The 21,655-nt window shown below is 32.5% G+C and carries 21 protein-coding genes; 15 read left to right on the forward strand and 6 right to left on the reverse strand.

Going from position 1 to position 21,655, the window contains the following annotated elements:
• Positions 1 to 4: 4 nt before the first annotated feature.
• Together EMN46_RS14955 and mnmA are read right to left on the reverse strand one after the other, a co-directional pair.
• Positions 5 to 250 carry a DUF3820 family protein gene (locus tag EMN46_RS14955; RefSeq protein ID WP_154201626.1) on the reverse strand — a complete coding sequence of 82 codons (246 nt, stop codon included), beginning with the start codon at positions 248 to 250 and terminating at the stop codon, positions 5 to 7.
• Between the two features lie 244 nt (positions 251 to 494).
• Complete coding sequence (gene mnmA, locus EMN46_RS14960) at positions 495 to 1,580, reverse strand: tRNA 2-thiouridine(34) synthase MnmA (RefSeq protein WP_229130388.1); 1,086 nt, start codon at positions 1,578 to 1,580, stop codon at positions 495 to 497.
• Positions 1,581 to 1,761: 181 nt separating this feature from the next.
• On the opposite strand from mnmA, the gene EMN46_RS14965 reads away from it, so the two are divergent.
• Together EMN46_RS14965 and EMN46_RS14970 are read left to right on the forward strand one after the other, a co-directional pair.
• Positions 1,762 to 3,807 carry a M13 family metallopeptidase gene (locus EMN46_RS14965; protein ID WP_154201628.1) on the forward strand — a complete coding sequence of 682 codons (2,046 nt, stop codon included), beginning with the start codon at positions 1,762 to 1,764 and terminating at the stop codon, positions 3,805 to 3,807.
• 270 nt (positions 3,808 to 4,077) lie between these two features.
• Positions 4,078 to 6,039, forward strand: a complete 1,962-nt coding sequence (locus tag EMN46_RS14970; protein WP_154201629.1) for a LysM peptidoglycan-binding domain-containing protein — start codon at positions 4,078 to 4,080, stop codon at positions 6,037 to 6,039.
• Between the two features lie 55 nt (positions 6,040 to 6,094).
• On the opposite strand, the gene EMN46_RS14975 is transcribed toward EMN46_RS14970, so the two are convergent.
• Both EMN46_RS14975 and EMN46_RS14980 read right to left on the reverse strand, forming a co-directional pair.
• The gene (locus EMN46_RS14975; protein WP_154201630.1) at positions 6,095 to 6,574 is read right to left on the reverse strand and encodes an S-ribosylhomocysteine lyase; all 480 of its coding nucleotides are present in this window, start codon (positions 6,572 to 6,574) and stop codon (positions 6,095 to 6,097) included.
• A gap of 29 nt (positions 6,575 to 6,603) precedes the next feature.
• Positions 6,604 to 7,305, reverse strand: coding sequence for a 5'-methylthioadenosine/adenosylhomocysteine nucleosidase (locus tag EMN46_RS14980; protein ID WP_154201631.1), 702 nt, complete (start codon positions 7,303 to 7,305; stop codon positions 6,604 to 6,606).
• 234 nt (positions 7,306 to 7,539) lie between these two features.
• Between EMN46_RS14980 and EMN46_RS14985 the strand changes: the two genes are divergently transcribed.
• From EMN46_RS14985 to EMN46_RS15045, 13 genes are all read left to right on the forward strand, one after another.
• Positions 7,540 to 8,202: a DUF2461 domain-containing protein gene (locus tag EMN46_RS14985; protein ID WP_154201632.1), complete on the forward strand. Its 663-nt coding sequence runs from the start codon at positions 7,540 to 7,542 to the stop codon at positions 8,200 to 8,202.
• A 65-nt stretch (positions 8,203 to 8,267) separates the two neighbouring features.
• Complete coding sequence (locus EMN46_RS14990; RefSeq protein WP_154201633.1) at positions 8,268 to 8,666, forward strand: hypothetical protein; 399 nt, start codon at positions 8,268 to 8,270, stop codon at positions 8,664 to 8,666.
• Between the two features lie 9 nt (positions 8,667 to 8,675).
• Complete coding sequence (pdxH, locus tag EMN46_RS14995; RefSeq protein WP_154201634.1) at positions 8,676 to 9,314, forward strand: pyridoxamine 5'-phosphate oxidase; 639 nt, start codon at positions 8,676 to 8,678, stop codon at positions 9,312 to 9,314.
• Positions 9,315 to 9,477: 163 nt separating this feature from the next.
• Entirely contained in the window at positions 9,478 to 10,023 is a 546-nt protein-coding gene (locus tag EMN46_RS15000; protein WP_154201635.1) for a hypothetical protein, read from the forward strand.
• A 6-nt stretch (positions 10,024 to 10,029) separates the two neighbouring features.
• Positions 10,030 to 10,914 (forward strand): 4-hydroxy-tetrahydrodipicolinate synthase, encoded by an 885-nt coding sequence (dapA, locus tag EMN46_RS15005; protein ID WP_154201636.1) that lies wholly within the window; start codon positions 10,030 to 10,032, stop codon positions 10,912 to 10,914.
• A 120-nt stretch (positions 10,915 to 11,034) separates the two neighbouring features.
• Positions 11,035 to 11,619 (forward strand): penicillin-binding protein activator LpoB, encoded by a 585-nt coding sequence (locus EMN46_RS15010; protein WP_154201637.1) that lies wholly within the window; start codon positions 11,035 to 11,037, stop codon positions 11,617 to 11,619.
• A gap of 94 nt (positions 11,620 to 11,713) precedes the next feature.
• Entirely contained in the window at positions 11,714 to 13,123 is a 1,410-nt protein-coding gene (locus EMN46_RS15015) for a COG3014 family protein (protein ID WP_195715283.1), read from the forward strand.
• A gap of 65 nt (positions 13,124 to 13,188) precedes the next feature.
• On the forward strand, positions 13,189 to 13,659 hold the full coding sequence (locus tag EMN46_RS15020) for a GAF domain-containing protein (protein ID WP_154201639.1): 471 nt from the start codon (positions 13,189 to 13,191) through the stop codon (positions 13,657 to 13,659).
• A gap of 59 nt (positions 13,660 to 13,718) precedes the next feature.
• Positions 13,719 to 14,249 (forward strand): NUDIX domain-containing protein, encoded by a 531-nt coding sequence (locus EMN46_RS15025; protein ID WP_154201640.1) that lies wholly within the window; start codon positions 13,719 to 13,721, stop codon positions 14,247 to 14,249.
• A 25-nt stretch (positions 14,250 to 14,274) separates the two neighbouring features.
• The gene (locus tag EMN46_RS15030) at positions 14,275 to 15,030 is read left to right on the forward strand and encodes a hypothetical protein (protein WP_154201641.1); all 756 of its coding nucleotides are present in this window, start codon (positions 14,275 to 14,277) and stop codon (positions 15,028 to 15,030) included.
• A gap of 19 nt (positions 15,031 to 15,049) precedes the next feature.
• Positions 15,050 to 16,123 carry a CDP-glycerol glycerophosphotransferase family protein gene (locus EMN46_RS15035; protein ID WP_154201642.1) on the forward strand — a complete coding sequence of 358 codons (1,074 nt, stop codon included), beginning with the start codon at positions 15,050 to 15,052 and terminating at the stop codon, positions 16,121 to 16,123.
• A gap of 66 nt (positions 16,124 to 16,189) precedes the next feature.
• Positions 16,190 to 17,134: a UDP-glucuronic acid decarboxylase family protein gene (locus EMN46_RS15040; RefSeq protein WP_154201643.1), complete on the forward strand. Its 945-nt coding sequence runs from the start codon at positions 16,190 to 16,192 to the stop codon at positions 17,132 to 17,134.
• 154 nt (positions 17,135 to 17,288) lie between these two features.
• Positions 17,289 to 18,128, forward strand: coding sequence for an adenylyltransferase/cytidyltransferase family protein (locus EMN46_RS15045; RefSeq protein WP_229130389.1), 840 nt, complete (start codon positions 17,289 to 17,291; stop codon positions 18,126 to 18,128).
• A 44-nt stretch (positions 18,129 to 18,172) separates the two neighbouring features.
• Here EMN46_RS15045 and EMN46_RS15050 read toward each other — a convergent pair whose 3' ends face one another.
• Positions 18,173 to 19,240, reverse strand: coding sequence for a CDP-glycerol glycerophosphotransferase family protein (locus EMN46_RS15050; RefSeq protein WP_154201644.1), 1,068 nt, complete (start codon positions 19,238 to 19,240; stop codon positions 18,173 to 18,175).
• A gap of 185 nt (positions 19,241 to 19,425) precedes the next feature.
• The gene (locus EMN46_RS20475) at positions 19,426 to 21,546 is read right to left on the reverse strand and encodes a M3 family metallopeptidase (protein WP_368667555.1); all 2,121 of its coding nucleotides are present in this window, start codon (positions 21,544 to 21,546) and stop codon (positions 19,426 to 19,428) included.
• Positions 21,547 to 21,655: the final 109 nt, after the last annotated feature.

Here is a 21,655-nt window from a genome sequence, read left to right on the forward strand (position 1 = left end):
TCTATTAACGATATTTTTGACACAAAGGGCGCATCATATCTTCTAAACCATTCAGTTTAATTTCATAAACCACACCTAACATTTCACCTAACTTCCCAGCAGGAAAACCTTTTTGATGATACCATACAATATAACGTTCTGGTAAATCTAATATATACCAACCTTTATATTTACCATAGGGCATACGCATTTGTATAATTTTAACAAGTTCATCACCATTAGAGAAAACATTTGGAGCATCTACTGTCATATTTATTTCAATTAATTATTTTCAATAGTTAATGATTATCAATTCTAAAATTCAACCTAAAGTAGCAAATAAAAAAGAGAGAAGAAAGCAAAAAAGTACAATTACAATCGTACTCTTCACGCCTTATTTTAATCACCTTAAAGCAAACTCTGCTTTTTCTCCTTTTTACTTTAATCACGCATAATGCGGACTTTCGTTTTTTACTTTTTCCCTTTATCCTTTTCTTCCTTTAAACTTGAATTCTCTATTCAGCAAAACCGCCACCAATTAGCTTATCACCTATATAAAAAGCCACAGGTTGCCCTGGAGCAATTGCCCAAGCAGGATTTTCAAGCTCAACTTGCAATAAGCTGTCATTAATAAGAGTCAGTTTGGAATAACCTTCCGGATTCAGACCATAACCTCTAACAATAGTTGTTATTTTGAGGCTGTTAATATCTTCTTTATTATTCAGATAATAGTCGCTTACCGTAAAATTCTTTCGATTTAGCTGATCTCTATTTTCAATAATTAGGGTATTATTCTCAGCATCAATTCGACTCACCATCAGTCCTGTTTTTTCCTTCAACTCTAAACCTCTTTTCTGCCCAATGGTATAATAAGGATAACCTTCGTGCCAACCTAATTCCTTGCCATTAACATCAACAATCTTCCCCTTTCCTATCTTTTTATCAAGATCCTTAATTTCTTTTTTGAGAAAATCTCTATAATCCATTCCATCTAGAAAACAGATACCCATACTTTCTTTCTTTGAAGCAACACTCTTATGACCAAACTTGGTTGCTATTTCACGAACTTCGGGTTTAGTATACGTACCCAAAGGAGTTAATGTACGCGATAAAATCTCTTGATTAAGATTCCACAGGAAATAAGATTGATCTTTCACAGGATCATTTCCTTTATGCATATAAAAAACGCCTTCTTCCTCAAGTATTTGAATATAATGCCCCGTTGCAATATACTCAGCTCCTAGTTGATTGGCTTTATCTAAAAGCAAACGCCATTTTATATTTGGATTACAATGAATACAAGGACTAGGAGTACGGCCTTTTAAATATTCCTGGAGAAACTGACCAATAACAACATCCTTAAACTCATTACGAGCATCAATAACATGGTGTTCTATGGAAAGTTTCTTAGCTAATTGCTGAGCATCAACAATAAAGTGTGGCAATTCTTCATTATTTGAATCCTCATTGGGAGAATCCCAAAACCATAAAGAAACGCCAATAACTTCATACCCTTTCTCCTTAAGCAATATAGCTGTCACAGACGAATCTGTTCCACCACTCATTCCCAACACCACCTTATTCTTATCTCTACAACTCATTGCCATTTCTCAAAATTATTTATCAGGCTACAAAACTAGAAAAAAAGCAAGAACCATATCTACAGATAAGCATTAATTCAAAAAATCTTCCAAAATACAACGATCATCGAAAAAACAAGAACATTAATCTTCATTTATATATATTTACAATTCTAACATAAATTCAAATAAAAACATAAATATGAACATTAACAAAACAAGTCAAACTGTAATTGGTTTGAGTATAGCACTCAGTATTCTATCCGGATGCACGCAAGAGAAAATAAAAGGACATGGTATCCTTAAAAAGGAAGATATGAATCTGGATGTAAAACCTGGTGTTGACTTTTTTGAATATGCTAATGGAAATTGGATGAAGAATACACCAATTCCAGCTGACAAAAGTCGTTATGGTGCCTTCGATATTTTAGGTGAGAATGCAAACGAAGCTGTTCACAACCTTTTAGAAGAAGCCGCAAAAACTGAAAATGCTCCAGAAGAAAGTAATCTTAAGAAAATTCAAGATTTCTACGCAACAGCAATGAATGTAGAGAAAATCAACGAAATTGGTCTTAAGCCTTTATTACCTGAATTTGAAAAGATTTCTGCGATAAAAAATGCTACTGATTTGAGAAATGAATTGATTCATCTTCATAAAATGGGTATAAGTGCTCTATTTAGTGCTGGTGTAGATCAAGACATGAAGAATACAACTGTTAACAGAATGTATCTTTCGGAAGATGGTCTATCTCTTTCAGATCGTGATTACTATACGGCAGACAATGAAACCAGTGCTAATATCAGAACCGAATTTGTAAAGCACGTGGCAAATATGTTTGAACTGATTGGTGACGACACTGTACTTGCAACAAAAAATGCAGAATCAATCATGAGATTTGAAACTCGCATGGCAGAAAAATTCAATACGCGTTTAGAGGACCGAAACTATCCTGCCATGTATAATCCTAAAACTGTTGAGACTCTAGCTAAAGAATATCCAAACTTTGATTGGGCTACTTATTTCAACAAAATGGGTGCAGATATTAAGGAATATGTGATAACAAGCCACCCTCGATATATGAAGGAATTAAATTTGATGTTGAAGGATGAAAAAATAACTAATATCAAATTATACTTAAAATGGAAAATTTTAGACCAGTCGGCAAGTAAGTTATCTACCGAACTAGAAAAAGAACAATTTGCTTTTTACGGAACTATTTTAACTGGTGCTAAAGAGCAACAACCACGTTGGAGACGTATGTCGAATGCTACAGGTTCTGTTCTAGGTGAAGCTGTTGGACAATTATACGTTGAAAAATATTTTCCACCAGAGGCTAAGCTTAGAATGGACAAATTGGTAGCAAACTTGAAAATTGCTTTACGCGGAAGAATCGAGAAGCTTAAGTGGATGAGCGAAGAAACAAGAACACAAGCATTGGCTAAACTTGATGCATTTGGTGTAAAAATTGGTTATCCTGATAAATGGGAAGATTACTCAAAACTAGAAGTATCTACCGACTCTTACATTCAAAATACATGGCGAGCTGCTCGTTTTGAAGTGGCTAAAAACATCGCTAAATTAGGTCAGCCTGTAGACACTGAGAAATGGGGCATGACACCACAAACGGTAAACGCTTACTATCACCCATTATTAAATGAAGTTGTTTTTCCAGCAGCTATTCTTCAGCCTCCATTTTTCTATATGAATGGTGATGATGCTGTAAATTATGGCGCAATTGGTGTTGTTATTGGTCATGAAATGACACATGGCTTCGATAATTCAGGTCGTCGTTTTGATAAGGATGGTAACATGAAGGATTGGTGGACTAAGGAAGACACCGAAAAATTTAATGATCGCACACAAAAATTAGTTGATCAATTCAATGGTTTCCAGGCATTCGATGATTTAAATGTTGATGGTAAATTAACTCTTGGAGAAAATATTGCCGATTATGGTGGACTTACCATTAGTTTAGAAGCTTACAAAACGAGCTTAAATGGCCAGCAACCCGAAGATATTGATGGCTTCAACAACATGCAACGTTTCTTCCTTTCTTATTCAAAGGTTTGGAGAGGTAGTGTGAGAGATAAGTACTTGAGAAAACTTATTAAAGAAGATGTACACTCTCCTGGAAAGTACCGTGTAAATGGAGGTTTATTTAATATTCCTGAATTATACACAGCTTTTAATATTAACAAAACAGATCCTTTGTATCGTAACGAAGAACAAAGAGCTAAAATCTGGTAAGAGACTTAAAACCTTAAGCATATAAAAAAAGCGATGAATTAACTCATCGCTTTTTTACTTTTTATCCCAAAAATATCTTTTACAATTATTCAATTTATAGACAAGACAATTTAAGTCTAACATTTTCATTTAAAATAAGTTGAAAACATAAATCTTAAATTAAACTAAATTCTCATAGCTAATGTGAATCTCATATTGTTTTATAAACTTTGTTTCTTATTTTTGTTAATGTTTAGATAAAACACCAAAACTCTGAAAAATAATCAGTTAATGAAATATTTTGTTCAAAAAATCATCATACTTTTATTTCTTTCTATCGTTATTATCGATGCTCATGCTCAAACTAATGAAATTATTCGTTCTAACGAAAAAATTATAGTAGCAGGTAAATTTTACTATTTACATATCGTTAGAGAGAAACAAACCCTGTTTTCGATATGTAAAGCCTATAAGGTTGACATAAAAGAGGTCATGGAAATCAACCGCAAGAAAAATTACAACTTGGATTTAAATGAAATTCTGAGAATCCCTTTCGTAAAATCAACTCATATTAACGTAAGTAATAAAACTACAAAAGAGAACGTTTCAAACTATTTCTACCACGTTATTCAGAAAGGCAATACGCTATACTCCTTATCGAAGCAGTTCAATCAGAGCATTGAAAATATAAAAGCTGACAACCCTGAAATTGGTGAAAACGGAAAACTTACCATCGGAACTATTATTAAGATCCAGAAAAACGACAACAGTCAGATAGATGAAAAGCAACAAAATACTTACACAGTAAAAGCAAATGATTCAGAAGCTGATATTCTAAGTAAATTCAATATTAAACGTAGAACATTTCGTAAACTAAATCGTCACATCCGTTCTTTCAGAAAAATTGCTCCAGGAACTATTGTGAATTTGCCAAAGAATGCGAAACAATTAAAACCAATTAAAAGCGTAGTTACTGAACCTATTATCGAAAAGGAACATGTAACAAATTATGATCAAATTTTCAAAGAATACACTAGAGACACAATAGTTAAATCTGAAATTAACATTGCTCTATTTTTGCCACTTTATGCCGCCCTGAGCGATTCTTTAAATTGGGAATATACTTATCAAGATACACTTAGAATAATGACTCGTAAGGAGCCAGAAACAACCTACCCAAAATCAAGAGATTTTATTAGGTTATATCAAGGTGTGTTGTTAGCTGTTGAAGATCTTAAGAAACAGGGGTTAGATGTAAATTTACATGTTTTTGATACAGAAAAGAAACAATCAACGGTAAGGAAAACATTAGAAAAATTGGGAACACAAAAGTTGGATTTAATTTTAGGTCCTGTTTATTCTAATACCTTTGAATTGGTTGCCGAATATGCACTAGCAAATCAAATTCCTATTGTATCACCCTTATCTTCTAAAAATAAAGAACTTCACAATAACCCTTTTGTTTTTCAATTAAATACTTCAATTCAATCATTATGTGATAATATTTTCAATCACATTATGTCTGACAAGGAAAATAAAAATATTATAATTGTTCACAGTAAAAACTATAAAACACTAGAAGAATACCAATTGGTTTCAGACATTGAACAGCAATTGTTTGATGGAGGTAAATATTGGCAATATTCTAACTTAAACTATAGCAAAATCTCATTTGAAGATTATGGAAACCTTGGTTTAGAATATCTTTTAAGTAAAACTCAAGAAAACATTATTATTATTCCATCATCAAAGCCTTCGGTTGTAGAAAGTTTTTTAACGAATCTTAAAATTCTTAGTAAATCATACCCTATAAAACTAATAGGATTCCCTTCATGGCAACGTTATAATAGTATGGATCCTAGTAATCTATTCGAATTAAACACACAAATTCTATCTCCATATTTCATTGATTACAACTCCGAAGATGTTATTCGATTTGTTGATCGTTTTAGATATGAATTTAGTTGTGAACCTAATGACTATTCGTTTAGAGCTTACGATTTTACGATTTATTTCACGACTTCAATAAAACGCTATGGCATTCAATTCTTCGACCACTTAAGTGAAATTAAAGATATTGATTTACTACAATCAAACTTTAATATTGAAAGCGTTAATGCATGGGGCGGCTTTGAAAATAGAGGTCTTCATATAATTAATTACACTAAAGATTTTGAGATTAAAGCTCAAAAATATGAACCAGTTATTGAAGCTCATCAGCATATTGAAACAACGAAGGAGATTGGAAATTAATAATTACAGAAAAATATATAGAATAAAAGGCTACCAAATTGGTAGCCTTTATATTTTACTCTGGGTAGTTAAGATTTTCTTCTTTTAGATTACTTAAAACTTCTTTATAAAATTTCTTAGCTTCTTGCCTTGCTCCTTCCAAATCGTGACTCTTGTAGTTACCACATTCATTGATGCCAGCACCAGGAATCTCTTCATTAAAATCTGACATAAACTTGAACATTTCTTGAATCACACCAACAACATCCTTCGAAACGTAATCACCATGAAAAATCATATAAAAACCAGTACAACAACCCATTGGTCCGAAATAAACTGTTTTCTTAGCCCAATCATCGTGATTTCTTAAAAATGTAGCACAAAGATGCTCCATGGTATGCATAGCCTCAATTTCCATTGCAGGCTCAACATTTGGTAATTTTGTTCTAATATCAAAACTTGTTAGAATCTCACTACCTACTGTATCTTTACGAGAAACATATATACCTCGTTTCAATCTACTATGATCAACTTGAAAACTATCTATCTTTTTCATCTTATCTATATTTTATTTTTTTAATAGAATTAGGCTTGACCTAACTCTTGAATCATCTCCATTACCATATTACCAGAATTAACTGCAGCAGTTTCAACAAACTCCTCATACTGAACAGCATTATCCTGTCCTGCAATATCCGAAATAGAACGGATAACAACAAATGGAACTTCAAAACGATGGCAAGTTTGAGCAATAGCAGCACCTTCCATTTCTACTGCATCAGCTTCTGGAATCAATTTTTTAATTTGCTTTGTTGCTTCGGGATTATTCATAAACTGATCTCCTGTAACAATTGTGCCACACTTGGTTGTTAAATTCGTTAATTTATGAATAGATCTATCAGCTACTTCAATTAACTTAGAATCCGCAATAAAACTAGGCGGCATACCTGGTACTTGCCCATGTTTATAACCAAAAACAGTACAATCAAAATCATGATGACTAACTTCTTTGGAAATAACGATATCACCAACTTTCAAATCAGAAATAAAACCACCAGCACAACCTGTATTAATTACAAAATCAGGCGCAAAATTATCAATCAAAATAGCAGCTCCAATCCCAGCATTCACTTTACCAATACCCGATTGTAACAAAACAATATTAATACCATGTATTTGCCCTTTATAGAAAGTAAAACCTGCCTTACTAATTTCTTCTATATTTTTTAATTCATCACGGAGCCTAGTGACCTCAATCTCCATAGCACCTATTATACCTATATTCATTTTTCCCTTTTTATATGATCATCAAAATTAAACCATTCGTTTTCAGTAATAACTAATTTCAAATGCTTAAGTGCTGCAAAATTAACAAAGGAAATGGGTTTACTAAATTCAATATTAAAATAATAAGCTATTAATAAATTTCACACCTATAAGAATTAGGTATCAAACTTTGAATTTTGTCTGCAATAATCGTATTTTGAACCTCAATTAAATTGACAAATAAAATAACAGAATATGCTGAATAAATCTATATATAAATATCTACTTGATCTTAGGGAAAACAATAATAGGGATTGGTTTCACGCTAATAAAACCCAATATAACGAGGCAAAACAAGATTTTGAACTTTTTATAGAACTAAGCATAGCACAAATTAAACAAATAGACCCTTCGGTAACTGGCAATATTGCAAAAGATTGTATTTTCCGAATTTTTAGAGATGTTCGATTCTCTAACGATAAACGCCCTTATAAAACCAACTTTGGAGCATTTATATCTCGTGGTGGTCGTAAATCTAAATATGGTGGTTATTATATTCATATTGAACCTGAACAATGTTTTCTAGGTGGCGGTTGTTTTATGCCCGAGCCTAAAACACTTAAAGCAATACGTGAAGAAATTTTTCATCATCCTGAAGAATTTAAATCAATAATTGAGAAACCAGAATTTGTTAGTCATTTTCCTGAATTATATGGTGATAAGCTAAAAACTGCTCCTCGTGGCTATCCTAAAGATTTTGAACACATTCAGCTCTTAAACTACAAACACTATGCAGTTAGTCAGTTTATTACTGATGATATTGCAACTTCAGATAAATTTCCTATTGCCATACAAGAATCATTTGAAGCACTACAGCCTCTTAATCTCTTTTTGAATGATATAATAGAGAATTTATAACTGACAACCATTTGGTAATATTACCAATAAAGGAGATATTCGTAGTCTTAAATTAAAAACAAATTATGAGTCAAAAAGGGAACAGACTTAGTGGAGAAGAATTACATGAACTAGGCATAAAGTGGGTGTACAAGCACATTAAAGATGAGTACGAAATTCTATCGGTAAATATTGAATTTGAAGAAAATCCTCAAATCTTAGCTCGAAAAGACGAAGACATGTATTTCATCGTAGTAAAAACAAGCACTTACCCAGACTTAGGATCACTATCGCCAATGGCTGCAGAAGAAATAATAAAGCATGCCGATAAGCATAAAGCTAAAATCTTATTTGCACATGTCGGTATAGCTAATGCAGATACAAAGAATGAAGCAGAAATGGCTTATCCTGCAAAAGGAGGTCAATATTACATCAATTACAATGGTTTAAGCATAGAGCCAAATATACTTATGCAACCAGAATAAATAGTTATTATGCAAGAAGATATCCAGAAAAAACGCCACGAATACACGCTTAAGCAATTGGATGAAAGAGATGTAAACCTTAATCCATTTACTCAATTTGACATCTGGTTTAAAATGGCCCATGATTTGGATTTATTAGATGCCAATGCAATGACTTTAGCAACAGTAAATTCAGATGGGAAACCTACAGCAAGGATACTTCTACTTAAAGATTATTCTGATCAAGGCTTCTGCTTTTTTACTAATTATAACAGTCGAAAGGGAAAAGATATAAAAGAGAATCCATATGGTGCCATAGTTTTCTTCTGGCCTGAATTGGAAAAACAGATTCGAATTGAAGGTTCTATCGAAAAATTAAAATCTAAAGATTCAGACCATTATTTTATGAACCGACCGGTTGGTAGTCGACGTGCTGCTGCAGCATCTCCTCAATCCTCAATTCTCAAAAATAGAGATGAATTAGAACAAGCTATTCAAAATTTCAAAAATGAATTTGACGATAAGTTTAAACGACCAAACTATTGGGGTGGTTATAAACTAAAGCCTACAAAATTCGAATTTTGGCAAGGAAGAGAGAGTCGTTTAAACGATAGAATCGAATTTGAATTGGAAAATGGCAATTGGAATTTCCATCGCCTAGCACCTTGATTTTCAAGTAAACAAAAGAAATACCTTTCAAATATGGCTTTTGGTCGTCTTGCCGAATTCAAAAAATAACTATCTTGTGCTTGATTTTCACCCCGATAGAAACTTTATTTGGTTTTAAATCTAACACTTTTTAGAAGTTCTAATAAAGTATATTTGACTAAAAATGAGCATTATCAAAAATACGGCTGAAAAAATTGCCAGAAAATTACTAGCCAAAGAAGTAAAAAAATTAACAAAACATGTAGAATTTCACAATATGCAAAGTGCTAAATACATTGGCATTTTATTTGATACAAATAAAAAAGAAAATAATAGTATAGTAAGCAACTTCTACACAGACTTAAAAAAACAAGGTTATAAAATAAGTGCAGCTGGTTGGTACGAGGGAGTTGAAGTTCCCCAAAAACCGATAAATACATTAGATTTTATCTATTTTTCAGAATCAGACTGTAATTGGAAAGGAATACCTCAATCACATGATATAAATGAATTTTTTAAACAACAATTTGATATTCTTTTTATTTTAACTCAGTCAGAAGAACTCACAGTTCAATACATAACATCTTTATCGCCTGCATCTTTTAAAGTAGGTGCAAAAGGAAATAATGCTGAGTATCTAGATTTTATGATTGAACTAAAAGAGAATGCTTCAATTAAAGAACTTATTCAAGACAGTATCACATATTTATCAGAAATTAAGAAAAACTAAAATATAATGTCACAACATTTTTCAGGAACAGGAGTCGCGATCGTTACCCCTTTCCACACGGATGGAAATATCGATTTTAAATCACTTACGAACTTAGTCGATTTTCAAATAAACAATGGCGTAAACTATCTTGTTGTTATGGGAACAACAGGTGAATCAGCAACGCTTAATAAGGATGAAAAAAAAGCTGTTATCGATCATATCATTAAAGTTAACAATAAGAGAGTTCCTCTAGTTATTGGTATAGGTGGTAATAACACAAGTGAAGTTGTTGAAGGCATAAAAAGCTTTCATGCTTATGATAAAATTGCTGGAATTCTATCTGTTGCACCATATTACAACAAACCAAGCCAAGAAGGACTTTATCAGCATTACAAAATGATTGCAGATGCTTGCCCAGTACCAGTAATTCTATATAATGTTCCTGGAAGATCTTCGGTAAATATTTCTGCAGAAACAACACTTCGATTAGCCAACGACATTGAAAATATTGTTGCAGTTAAAGAAGCTTCTGGAAATATAGAACAAATCATGAACATTATTAAAAACAAACCAGAAGGATTTTCTGTAATTTCAGGTGATGATGCTCTTACATTTCCAATGATCTGCCTAGGTGCTGATGGTGTAATTTCTGTAGTCGCAAATGCCTTTCCTAAAGAATTCAGTAACATGGTTAATTATGCTCGTCAATCGAAAATTGATGATGCAAAAACATTACACTACAAGCTTATTGATATTATTCAAAATTTATTCACAGAAGGAAATCCAGCTGGTATCAAAGCCATTCTAAACATCAATGGTCTGATTGAAAACAACTTTAGACTACCAATGACTGGCGTAAGTACTAATCACTACGAAAAGCTCAAAAAATTAGTACAGCAAATACAATAAAATTGGCACACAAATTGTGTGGGTATTCATAAGATTACTTTTAGTAAAAGTATTTTAATACTCATTGAATGTGAGTATCTTTAAGTTTCAACCTAAACAGAGTAAATTAAAACATACATTATGAATCATTCATTACGTTTATTAGTTCTAGCATTAATATTAGTTACTAGTGCTTCTTGTTCACGTCAAATAACACGAGTATCACCTGATCAACAAATTGATTTAAGTGGTCGTTGGAATGACACAGACTCACAGTTAGCTGCACAAGCTTTAACACAACAAGTTTTGAGTCAAAATTGGATTGCGAATTTCGAAAAGGAATTCAACAGAAAACCAGTGGTTATTGTTGGACTTATTTATAACAAGAGTTCCGAACATATCGAGGCTGACACTTATATCAAAGATATTGAGAAGTCTATTCTTAATGATGGTCGTGTTCGTCTTGTACAAGCAGGTTCTAAACGTGAAGATTTACGTCAAGAAAGAGCTGACCAACAGGATTTTGCTGCAAAAGCAACTATAAAAAAATGGGGACAAGAATTAGGTGCTGATTTCATTTTACAAGGTGATATAAATTCTATTGTTGATAGTTATAAAAAAGAAAAAGTACGTTATTACCAATTAAGTCTTGAATTAACTAGTATCGAAACGAGTGAACTAGTGTGGATGGGTGATAAAAAGATTAAGAAATACGTGAATCGATAAATTACAGGGTTACGCTTATAAATCTTGCAAGACATAACGTCTTGCAAGCATTTTAATTTCTTGGCTAAAATATAAAATCAATCTTTCTCCAAGCATGATACTATTTCTACACAAGCGATTCCATTTATTTCTTGTTCTCTTTGCTTCAATAATATTATCAAGTTGTGCAACTTATTACCAACAAAACGAAGCGTTTAATAAAAGTTTTGAAAATGGTGATATGCAAACAGCAAATAAACATTTAGATGCAAACAAGCAACTCCAATCTAATCGAAACAGAGTACTTTACCTTGTAAACAAAGGTACTTTGGCTTGGATGCAAAAAGATTATGCCTTAGCTAACACCTACTTTAACGAAGCTGATATATTTGTTGAAGATCAACGAAAAAATTTAGGATCAGAAGCTTTAGCTCTCATTTCAAACCCTAGAGTTAAACCCTACAAACCAGAAGATTTTGAGAATGTACTTATAAACTATTATAAGGCCATAGGTTATCTTCAATTGGGAAAAACCCAAGAAGCACTTATAGAATGTCGCCGTGTTAATGAAAAACTCTACGCTCTAAACGACAAATACCCTCGTAATAATAAAAATAGATATAGTGATGATGCTTTTGCTCATAACCTTATGGGAATGATATACGATGCATCAAAAGATTACAATAATGCTTTTATTGCATACCGAAACGCGTACAATATCTATAAAAACAACTATTCAGAAAACTTTGGGACCATTAGTCCTGAACAATTAAAAAAAGATATTTTAAGAACAGCTAAACGTATTGGATTCGAAAAAGAATATCTCTTTTACAGTAAAGAATTTAATATGACTGTTGAGGATTCTTTGAAAGATGAAGGAGAAATAATTTTTATTTGGATGAATGGTTTAGGCCCAGTTAAAGACGAATGGAGTATTAATTTTGCTGCTCACAAAGGCGCAGGAGGCATTTTAACCCTTGCCAATAATGAAGAAGGTGTTAGTTTCCCTTTCAACATGAATAATTTTAATAGAAATGAGAAAGCTGCATTCAGCAATCTTGACTTTGTTCGAATTGCATTTCCCAAATACAGAGAAAGGGTACCTTTATTCAATCAGGCTTTAATTGAAATTGATAGTTTAGTTCAATATAAATTGGAAAAAGCTGAAGATATTAATGCTATTGCATTTAAATGTCTAAAAGATAGAATGGTTAGAGAAATAGCAAATTCAATTTTACGACTTGCCACTAAAAAAGCATTAGAAACATATGCTAATAGTAAGAATGAGACCTTGGGTACGCTACTCAGTCTTGCTAATGCCATAACAGAGAAAGCAGATACTCGCAATTGGCAAACACTTCCTCATAGCATATACTATACAAGAATCAAATTAAAACCAGGAAACCACAAACTGATATTAAATCTTAAAAGTGGAGTAAATGGTGGACATAAACAAGCGCTAAACTTTAATGTAAAAGCTAATACAACACAGTTTTTTACGTTCCAAAATTTAGAAACAAGGTAATGTTCTATTTGTGATTATTAGTTGCATTACTTAGATTCGCATATTCAACTTTTTTAAAATAACATATGGACAAATTAAATAAGAGCAAAAGAGCTCGTTATCAAAGACTAAACACACAGTTAAAAGGTATATTTAAACCTACCGATATTATGATGTCTCGTTTGGCAACAATCGAAGCCATACTTCATCATAAGATCAAATATTATGCATGGACAGGGATATATCTTCTTGTTGATGGAGAACTGCTTGTTCATTCCTACCAAGGACCTGTTGCTTGTCAAAGATTAGCTAAAGACAAAGGCGTGTGTTGGGCAGCAATAAATCAAAATAAAACATTGGTTATACCTGATGTTAATGATTTCCCAGGTCATATCGCCTGTAATTCAGCTACAAACTCAGAAATTGTTGTGCCTCTAAAAAATCAAGAAGGTCATATTATTGGTGTATTTGATGTGGATTCATTCGAATTAAACTCCTTTGATGAAATAGATGCTGAAGAATTAGAAAAAATCATTAATATGGCATTTGAGCTATAATAAGATTCATCAGTTTACGCTTAATTTATAAGCTTCAATATGATATCATAAAAACTTACATGAAATCAACATTACCAAAAAATACAATTCACTATTGCCCAAAATGTGGTAGTAGTGAATTTTCATTTAAAAAAGATCAGTCTTTTTTATGCAATAAGTGTGAATTTCATTTATATATCAACTCAGCGGCTGCAGTAGCAGCGTTAATTGTTAATGATAAAGGTGAAATTCTATTCACTAGACGAGCATTTGAACCTCACAAAGGTATGCTTGATTTACCAGGAGGTTTTGTAGATATTATGGAAACTGCTGAAAATGCACTTTGTAGGGAAATAAAGGAAGAACTGAATCTCGAAATAAAGCAATTTGATTATTATATGTCTTCTCCCAACGAATATATTTTTGGTGGATTATCTGTTTTCACACTCGATTTAGCTTATATTTGCCAAGTCAAATCATTTATAGACATACAGCCAAGAGACGATGTTTCTAGTTACGAATTTATTGCACCAAACTTGATTCATTTCGACGATATTGGTGGTGAATCTATTAAAAGAATAGCGAAGGCTTTTACAAAAATACTAGGATAAATTTATCCAATCATTCTATTAATATATGCGAATTAAAATCAACCCTAAATATTCAAAACTGAAACCTTTTCTTGAAAATCTTCATCAGAATTTCGACAAGAAAGGAAAATCAATCTACAAAGGGAGAAATGAGATTCGAGTATTTGAAGTTGAAGGATTAAAGTTGAATGTTAAGTCTTTCAAAATACCTCATCTAATAAACAAAATTGCTTACGCATATCTAAGAGGCTCAAAGGCAAAACACTCTTTTGAATACGCACTAAAGATAAGGGAATATGGAGCTGAAACTCCAGAACCTATTGCATGTGTTGAAATCTTAAAAAATGGATTTTTTAATCGAAGTTATTACGTTTCTATACATCATCAATATGATTTTACCATACGAGATTTAATTGGTTTCGACTTTCCTGATAAAGAAAATATTCTCAAACAATTTGCTGTATTTACATACGAAAAGCTACACAAAAACAATATACATCATCTTGATTATTCTCGTGGGAATATTCTAATCACTCAACTTGCAAATCAAAAATATGATTTTAGCATTGTAGATATTAATCGAATGCGATTTGAGAAAATGGGTTATCTGAAAGGATTAAAAAATTTCGCTCAAATTTGGGCAAGTGCAGAAGAATTAGAAATTGTTGGGAAAGAATATGCTCGAATAAATCAGAAAGATGAAAAAGAAGCTGCAAAACTTTTAATTCAATTTGACGTAGAACACAAAGAGAAAATTGAACAAAAACAAAGATTCAAAAAACGTTTAAAATCATCCAAATAAATATAAAGACCTAAGTTATATGAAAGTTGTTTTATTCTGCACAAAACCATACTCCTTCAGCATTTTACGTCCTCTTCAGATTGAATCAGAGCAAGCTGGAGATGAAATCATATGGTATATTGACTCTGAAATTGTTAATATTTTTCCATTTAAAAATGACTCTACTATAACAAGCTCAATACAGGACATTGTAGATTTTAAAGCTGATATCATTTTTGCACCTGGGAATAATGTACCTTATTTTTTAAGAGGTGTTAAAGTTCAAGTCTTCCATGGCTTAGCTGGAGAAATGCAAGGCCATTTCAGAAGGGGTAAAAAAGGTCATTTTAGAATCCGTAATTATTTTGATTTATACTTAACATCTGGAGCTTTCTTCACTGAACGATTTAATAAACTATCCAAAAAACATGGCAATTTTGAAGTTATTGAAACGGGTTGGTGCAAACTAGATGCTCTATTCATTCAGCAAAATAATTTTAAAGAAGAAAAGCAAGACTTACTCAAGAAACATAAAGCTCAAAAGATTCTCCTCTTTGCTCCTACTTTCTCGCCTAGCTTAACATCGGCAGAAGCTTTATTTAACGAAATCATAACTTTATCTAAAAATCCCGATTATTTGATTTTGGTTAAGTTTCATGATAAGATGAATAAGGACGTGAAAACAAAATACATACAAGCCGCCCAACCTCTTGATAACCTCGTTATAGTAGACAATCCAGATATCAGTAAATATTTGATTCTTTCTGATTTAATGATAAGTGATACTTCTTCAGTAATTTATGAGTTTTTATTTCTAGACAAACCTGTTATAACACTCAAATCATCATCGGGAAACATTAAATGGACAGATATTGAAGATTCCAAAGAACTCGTAAGTTCGGTTGAATCGGTTTTAAAATCTGATATTCACAAGGAAAACAGACAATGGATTATCGATAATTATCACCCATTAAGTGATGGAAAATCTGCTAAAAGAATGATTGAAGCAGTTAAAAACTGGTTGACTAAGCATCCTGTACCTGAAAAAAGAAAACTTTCACTATTACGAAAGTGGAAGATGTCGAGAAAATATGGAAAAATCAAAAATGCTTAAACATTATTTCAGATATTAGTACTCTAAACAGATATATCAAAAACAATAAAACGAAAGAAGATAAACATGAAACGAATACTTGTTACAGGAGGTGCTGGATTTATAGGTTCACACTTATGCGATCGTCTAATAAGAGAAGGCAATGATGTTATCTGCCTTGACAATTATTTTACGGGTAACAAACGTAACGTGGAACATCTAATTTCACATCCCTATTTTGAATTAGTTCGTCACGATGTAATTCAACCTTACTTTGCTGAGGTAGATCAAATATATAATCTAGCCTGCCCCGCTTCGCCAGTTCATTACCAATACAATCCTATAAAAACAACCAAGACATCGGTTATGGGTGCTATTAACATGCTAGGTTTAGCCAAACGTATTAAGGCTCGAATTTTACAGGCTTCAACTAGTGAAGTATATGGCGATCCTAACGTACATCCTCAAACAGAATCCTACTGGGGACATGTAAATCCTATTGGAATACGTTCTTGCTACGATGAAGGAAAACGCTGTGCTGAAACCTTATTTATGGATTACCACAATCAAAATCAGGTTGATATTAAAATCATGCGCATATTCAATACCTACGGACCAAATATGCATCCCAATGATGGTCGTGTTGTTTCTAATTTTATTATGCAAGCTTTGAGAGGTGAAGACATTACAATATATGGTGATGGTTCACAGACTAGAAGTTTTCAATATGTTGACGACTTGGTTGAAGGAGCAATAAGAATGATGAGCTCACCTAAAGAATTCATTGGTCCGGTAAATATTGGTAATCCTTATGAGTTTACTATTCTTGAGTTAGCACAGAAAATAATTGAATTAACTCAATCCACATCAAAAATTATTCATGAAGCATTGCCAATGGATGATCCTATGCAACGCCAACCTGATATTAGTCTTGCGAAAGAGAAACTAAACAACTGGGAACCTAAGATTCAACTAGAAGAGGGACTTATAAAAACCATACACTATTTTAAAGGCTTTATTGAAGAATCATAAATATTAATCGGCTTAACGATTCAACATCTTAATTTCAAAGGTCTTTTTTTGCATTAAATAGATGTTTGTTTAATTTTGTGCTCATCACGTAAAATAAGATAAAGGAATACTTATTTTACATGTTTAACATAGCTTATCAAGTGATACAAAATATATGCTTAAAGATACTTTAGAAAAATTCGGTTACCCACGCACACTTATCAAAGAATACAAACATTGGTTATTGTTAGCAAGAGAAAAACAACTAACTCTTGGCTCAATGATTCTAATTTGTAAAGAAGAGAAACACAATTTTCATGAAATTAGCTTAGAAGCTAACTCTGAATTATCTGTTGTAAGCAAAGACATAGAACTAAGCGCTAAAAAAGCTTTTAACTACGATAAAATCAACTACAACATGTTGATGATGTCCGATCCTGAAGTTCATTTCCATGTGATCCCTCGTTATAGCCAAACAGTTTCATATCATTCTCAAGAATTTGTTGATACTGATTGGCCAAAGCCTATTGATTTCACCCAAAATCATAACTCAATTAACGCTGAGCAATTAGAGCTGATAAAAAAGACCATTCAAGCAAATTTACCTAAGTCTGAAAAGAAATTTGGTACAATCTACACGTCTGGCTGTTACGATCTATACCACTTTGGTCATTTAAACATCTTTAAAAAATCAAAAGAACTCTGCGATCGTTTAATTGTTGGCGTTTCAACAGATGAACTTATTTTAAGTACCAAAGGTAAAAAGCCTGTTATTCCTTACGAAGAAAGGGCTAAGATTATTTCATCCATCAAATATGTTGATGAAGTGATTCCTCAAGAAGATAAGAACAAACAAAAAGTTGTTGATAAATATGGTATTGATGCCATTTCGGTTGGTGATGATTGGAAAGGAAAATACCCTCCAGTGACTTGCGAAATGATCTATTTCCCATATACAAAAAGTGTAAGTTCAACCATTCTAAAAGATACGCTCAAACTAATAGGAAAAAAATAAATTTTAAATAAAGGCTTAAGTTTTCTGAACTTAAGCCTTTATTTTTACATATTCTCTTCTATATAATTGACAATTCGTATCGATGCTTTCCCATCTGTAGGTCCAACATGATCACGAGTATATGTCTTTCTATTTATTTCAAAATTACTTGGATGACTTAACTCCTCCTTCACTTTTTCCTTCAAATTATTGTATGATTTAGCATGAGCTCCCAAATCATTATAAATAACAGAATCCTTCCCAAAACGCTCTTCAAAACGGTATTTGAATATACCCTTATAAGACCATTTCAAATCATAAAAATCACAAATAACCACAGGCTTATTTAATGCTGAAAACTCAAACAAAGTTGACGATGCTTCACTAATTAAAACATCTGCAGAAACTAGGAATGGAACCAAGGAAAACTCATCGATCCCTGCCACATAAACATTAGGATAGCTAGCCCATTGCTTAATTAGTTTTTGCTCTTTCTTATAACGATCTCTCGATAAAGTTAAAGCATGTACTTTTATTAAAATATTGTAATCCTCAAATTCCTTAGGCCAATCCTGAGGAAAACATCCTAATGATGTAGGATTAAAGGTTGGTGCGTATAAAAGCGTTTGTTTGTTCGGATCAAGACCAACTTTAACTAAATCAATACCCTTTTCTGTTTTATTATAAATTGGATCGAGCTTAGAAAATCCAACTTGCTCAAATTTATCATTAGGAAACATTTTAATAATATTCTTCAATCGCAAATCACCTTCCATAAATCGAACTGTCATCGGGGTTTTCGATTTTAAATAATAACTAGGTTTTGGTCCAATACCATGCCCCATTTGAACTGTTTTAGAAGCCTTATGAATTTCATCGAGGTGAGGAAACTCATTCCCAAAGAAAATCCAATTAGGTTGCTCATTCAAATACAGATCTTTAGCTTCGTTGTAATCATAAACCCAGACATAATCAATCTTAAGATTCTCAAGCATTTCTGTCATTTTAGCCTTATCATTCTTTTTAGAATAAACAATAAAACGACACTCATGACCACGACTATTGAGCTCTTCAAAAACAGGAAGATACTGAGGAAAATAATAGATATTAAGAACATCGAAAAAGATCTTCATCGAAAGTATATTTAATTTATAATAGATAGACTTCGCTGAATTAACAGATAACTATCTTATCTCATATTTAATCATCAAAGATAACCTACCATGTACTAAGATTGAAGCTTTAGCAACAAAAATTAAAACAAAAAAATCCGATCCACTTTCGTGAATCGGATTTATCAAATATGATATAAGTAGGTTTAGTTCAAACCTCTCTTGTTTAATAATGGCTCGATACTTGGTTCAGCACCTCTAAAGCGCTTGTAAAGTACCATTGGATCTTCTGTTCCACCCTTAGACAATACATTATCACGGAAAGATTTAGCAGTTGCTTTATCGAATAAAGATGTCTCTTTAAATGCTTGGAAAGCATCAGAATCAAGAACTCCAGCCCAAATATAAGCGTAATAACCTGCAGAGTATCCTCCAGCAAAAATGTGGTTAAAATAAGTAGAACGATACCTTGGATAGATCTCAGAAATTAATCCCATTTTATCAAAATAGTTCTTCTCAAAAGTCATTACATCTTCTGTCAATGGCTCAGTTAAAGTATGATATTTCATATCAAGTAATGAAGCAGCAAGATACTCAAGAGTAACAAATCCTTGATTGAATTTACCTGCAGCTTGAATTTTCTCAACCAATTTGGCAGGAATAACTTCTCCAGTTTTGTAATGTTTCGCATAAATTGCTAACATTTCTGGCTCGAAACACCAGTTTTCCATTACTTGAGATGGTAACTCCACAAAGTCGCGAGATACTGAAGTACCAGATAATGTGTTGTAACGACATTTAGATAAAAATCCGTGAAGTGCATGGCCAAACTCATGAAATACTGTAGTAACCTCATCAGGGCTTAATAAAGCTGGTCCATCGCCTACGGGCTTAGTTAAATTACAAATATTCATGATTACTGGACTAACTTCATTATCAGTTCCTGTACCCGACTGTTTACGGAATGAATCCATCCAAGCACCACCACGCTTAGATGCACGAGGATGATAATCTAAGTAAAAAATACCAATATGAGTTCCATCAGCTTCTTGAACTTCCCAAGTTTGACAGTCTTCGTGAAATTTAGCAATATCGTTACGTTGGATAAATTTGATACCATAAAGCTTATTTGCCAAAGCAAAAGCACCATCACGTACATTATTAATCTCAAAATAAGGACGTAATTCATTTTCATCTAAAGCATACTTCGCTTTTTTTACTTTATCAGAATAGTACCACCAGTCCCAAGAAGCCAACTTAAATTTGCCACCTTCTTTATTAATCATTTTTTGTAATTCAACAGCTTCTTTCTTAGCGTTAGGCAATGTTTTATCCCAAAGCTTGTTCAATAATTCTAGAGCTTTTTCTGGCGTTTTAGCCATGTTTCTATCAAGAATATAAGCTGCATGGTTTTTAAATCCAAATAACTTAGCTCTCTCAAGTCTTAAGTTTACAATTTCTTTAGCAATCTCTTTATTATCGAATTCATTATTATTGTTACCACGATTTACGTAACCCATATACAATTTCTCTCTCAAGTTACGCATATCAGAGTATTGCAAGAAAGGAAGCATAGATGGTTTATCTAAACCAAACATCCACTTACCATCTTTACCCGCAGCAGTTGCTTTCTCAGCAGCAGCTCCAATAACAGACTCTGGTAAACCAGCAAGATCAGCTTTTTTATCGATAACCAACTCGAAAGCATTCGTCTCGGCCAATACATTATCACCATATTTCATGGTTAGTATAGCTAATTTACCATCAATCTCACGAAGTTTTGCTTTATTATCTGCATCAAAGTTGGCACCACTACGTACAAACCCTTGATACATTTTCTCTAGCAACGTATTTTGCTCAACAGAAAGTTTTAAATCATCTTTCTTAGCATAAACTGTTTTAATTCTCTTAAACAAGTTTTCGTTAAGGCTAATATCAGCACTATGCTTAGTTAAAAGTGGTGATAATTCTTTGGCTAACTTAGCAATAGAATCATTGGTATTAAAACCTTTAACACCATAAAAGATGTTACTTACTTTAGACAACAATCGTCCCGTCTTTTCATACGCTTCAATCGTATTTTCGAAAGTAGGCTCTTCTTTGCTGTTAGCAATAGCCAAAACCTCATCAGTCTCCTGTTTCATTCCCTCAAGGAACGCTGGCTTGTAATGTTCAAATTTGATTTTATCAAACGGAGCTGTTTGATATGGTGTGTTAAATTCAGCAAAAAATGGATTCTCGTTTGCTTCAGTTTTGCCACACTTGTCGGAATTGCATGAGCTTAATAAAATACTCGCTGCAAATAATGAAAGGAATGTTCTTTTCACCTTGTGTTAGTTTTTGTTAGTAATCGATATATTCAAGATTGCTAAAATACAAAAAAGCCAACTTTAATCCTCACTAAAATTCAATTACTAAACAAGTATTACGTGGTAT

Source organism: Ancylomarina sp. 16SWW S1-10-2 (assembly GCF_009669305.1).
Taxonomy (GTDB): domain Bacteria; phylum Bacteroidota; class Bacteroidia; order Bacteroidales; family Marinifilaceae; genus Ancylomarina.

What these genes read in the sequence shown, in the direction of transcription:
- EMN46_RS14955 (WP_154201626.1), bottom strand. Translation starts at nt 250, where the DNA reads ATGACAGTAGATGCTCCAAATGTTTTCTCTAATGGTGATGAACTTGTT.
- EMN46_RS14980 (WP_154201631.1), bottom strand. Translation starts at nt 7,305, where the DNA reads ATGAATATAGGTATAATAGGTGCTATGGAGATTGAGGTCACTAGGCTC.
- EMN46_RS15035 (WP_154201642.1), top strand. Translation starts at nt 15,050, where the DNA reads ATGAAAGTTGTTTTATTCTGCACAAAACCATACTCCTTCAGCATTTTA.
- EMN46_RS15025 (WP_154201640.1), top strand. Translation starts at nt 13,719, where the DNA reads ATGAAATCAACATTACCAAAAAATACAATTCACTATTGCCCAAAATGT.
- EMN46_RS14975 (WP_154201630.1), bottom strand. Translation starts at nt 6,574, where the DNA reads ATGAAAAAGATAGATAGTTTTCAAGTTGATCATAGTAGATTGAAACGA.
- EMN46_RS15010 (WP_154201637.1), top strand. Translation starts at nt 11,035, where the DNA reads ATGAATCATTCATTACGTTTATTAGTTCTAGCATTAATATTAGTTACT.
- EMN46_RS14970 (WP_154201629.1), top strand. Translation starts at nt 4,078, where the DNA reads ATGAAATATTTTGTTCAAAAAATCATCATACTTTTATTTCTTTCTATC.
- EMN46_RS15000 (WP_154201635.1), top strand. Translation starts at nt 9,478, where the DNA reads ATGAGCATTATCAAAAATACGGCTGAAAAAATTGCCAGAAAATTACTA.
- EMN46_RS15040 (WP_154201643.1), top strand. Translation starts at nt 16,190, where the DNA reads ATGAAACGAATACTTGTTACAGGAGGTGCTGGATTTATAGGTTCACAC.
- dapA (WP_154201636.1), top strand. Translation starts at nt 10,030, where the DNA reads ATGTCACAACATTTTTCAGGAACAGGAGTCGCGATCGTTACCCCTTTC.
- EMN46_RS14985 (WP_154201632.1), top strand. Translation starts at nt 7,540, where the DNA reads ATGCTGAATAAATCTATATATAAATATCTACTTGATCTTAGGGAAAAC.
- EMN46_RS14990 (WP_154201633.1), top strand. Translation starts at nt 8,268, where the DNA reads ATGAGTCAAAAAGGGAACAGACTTAGTGGAGAAGAATTACATGAACTA.
- EMN46_RS14965 (WP_154201628.1), top strand. Translation starts at nt 1,762, where the DNA reads ATGAACATTAACAAAACAAGTCAAACTGTAATTGGTTTGAGTATAGCA.
- EMN46_RS15030 (WP_154201641.1), top strand. Translation starts at nt 14,275, where the DNA reads ATGCGAATTAAAATCAACCCTAAATATTCAAAACTGAAACCTTTTCTT.
- pdxH (WP_154201634.1), top strand. Translation starts at nt 8,676, where the DNA reads ATGCAAGAAGATATCCAGAAAAAACGCCACGAATACACGCTTAAGCAA.
- EMN46_RS15015 (WP_195715283.1), top strand. Translation starts at nt 11,714, where the DNA reads ATGATACTATTTCTACACAAGCGATTCCATTTATTTCTTGTTCTCTTT.
- mnmA (WP_229130388.1), bottom strand. Translation starts at nt 1,580, where the DNA reads ATGAGTTGTAGAGATAAGAATAAGGTGGTGTTGGGAATGAGTGGTGGA.
- EMN46_RS15020 (WP_154201639.1), top strand. Translation starts at nt 13,189, where the DNA reads ATGGACAAATTAAATAAGAGCAAAAGAGCTCGTTATCAAAGACTAAAC.
- EMN46_RS15045 (WP_229130389.1), top strand. Translation starts at nt 17,289, where the DNA reads ATGCTTAAAGATACTTTAGAAAAATTCGGTTACCCACGCACACTTATC.
- EMN46_RS15050 (WP_154201644.1), bottom strand. Translation starts at nt 19,240, where the DNA reads ATGAAGATCTTTTTCGATGTTCTTAATATCTATTATTTTCCTCAGTAT.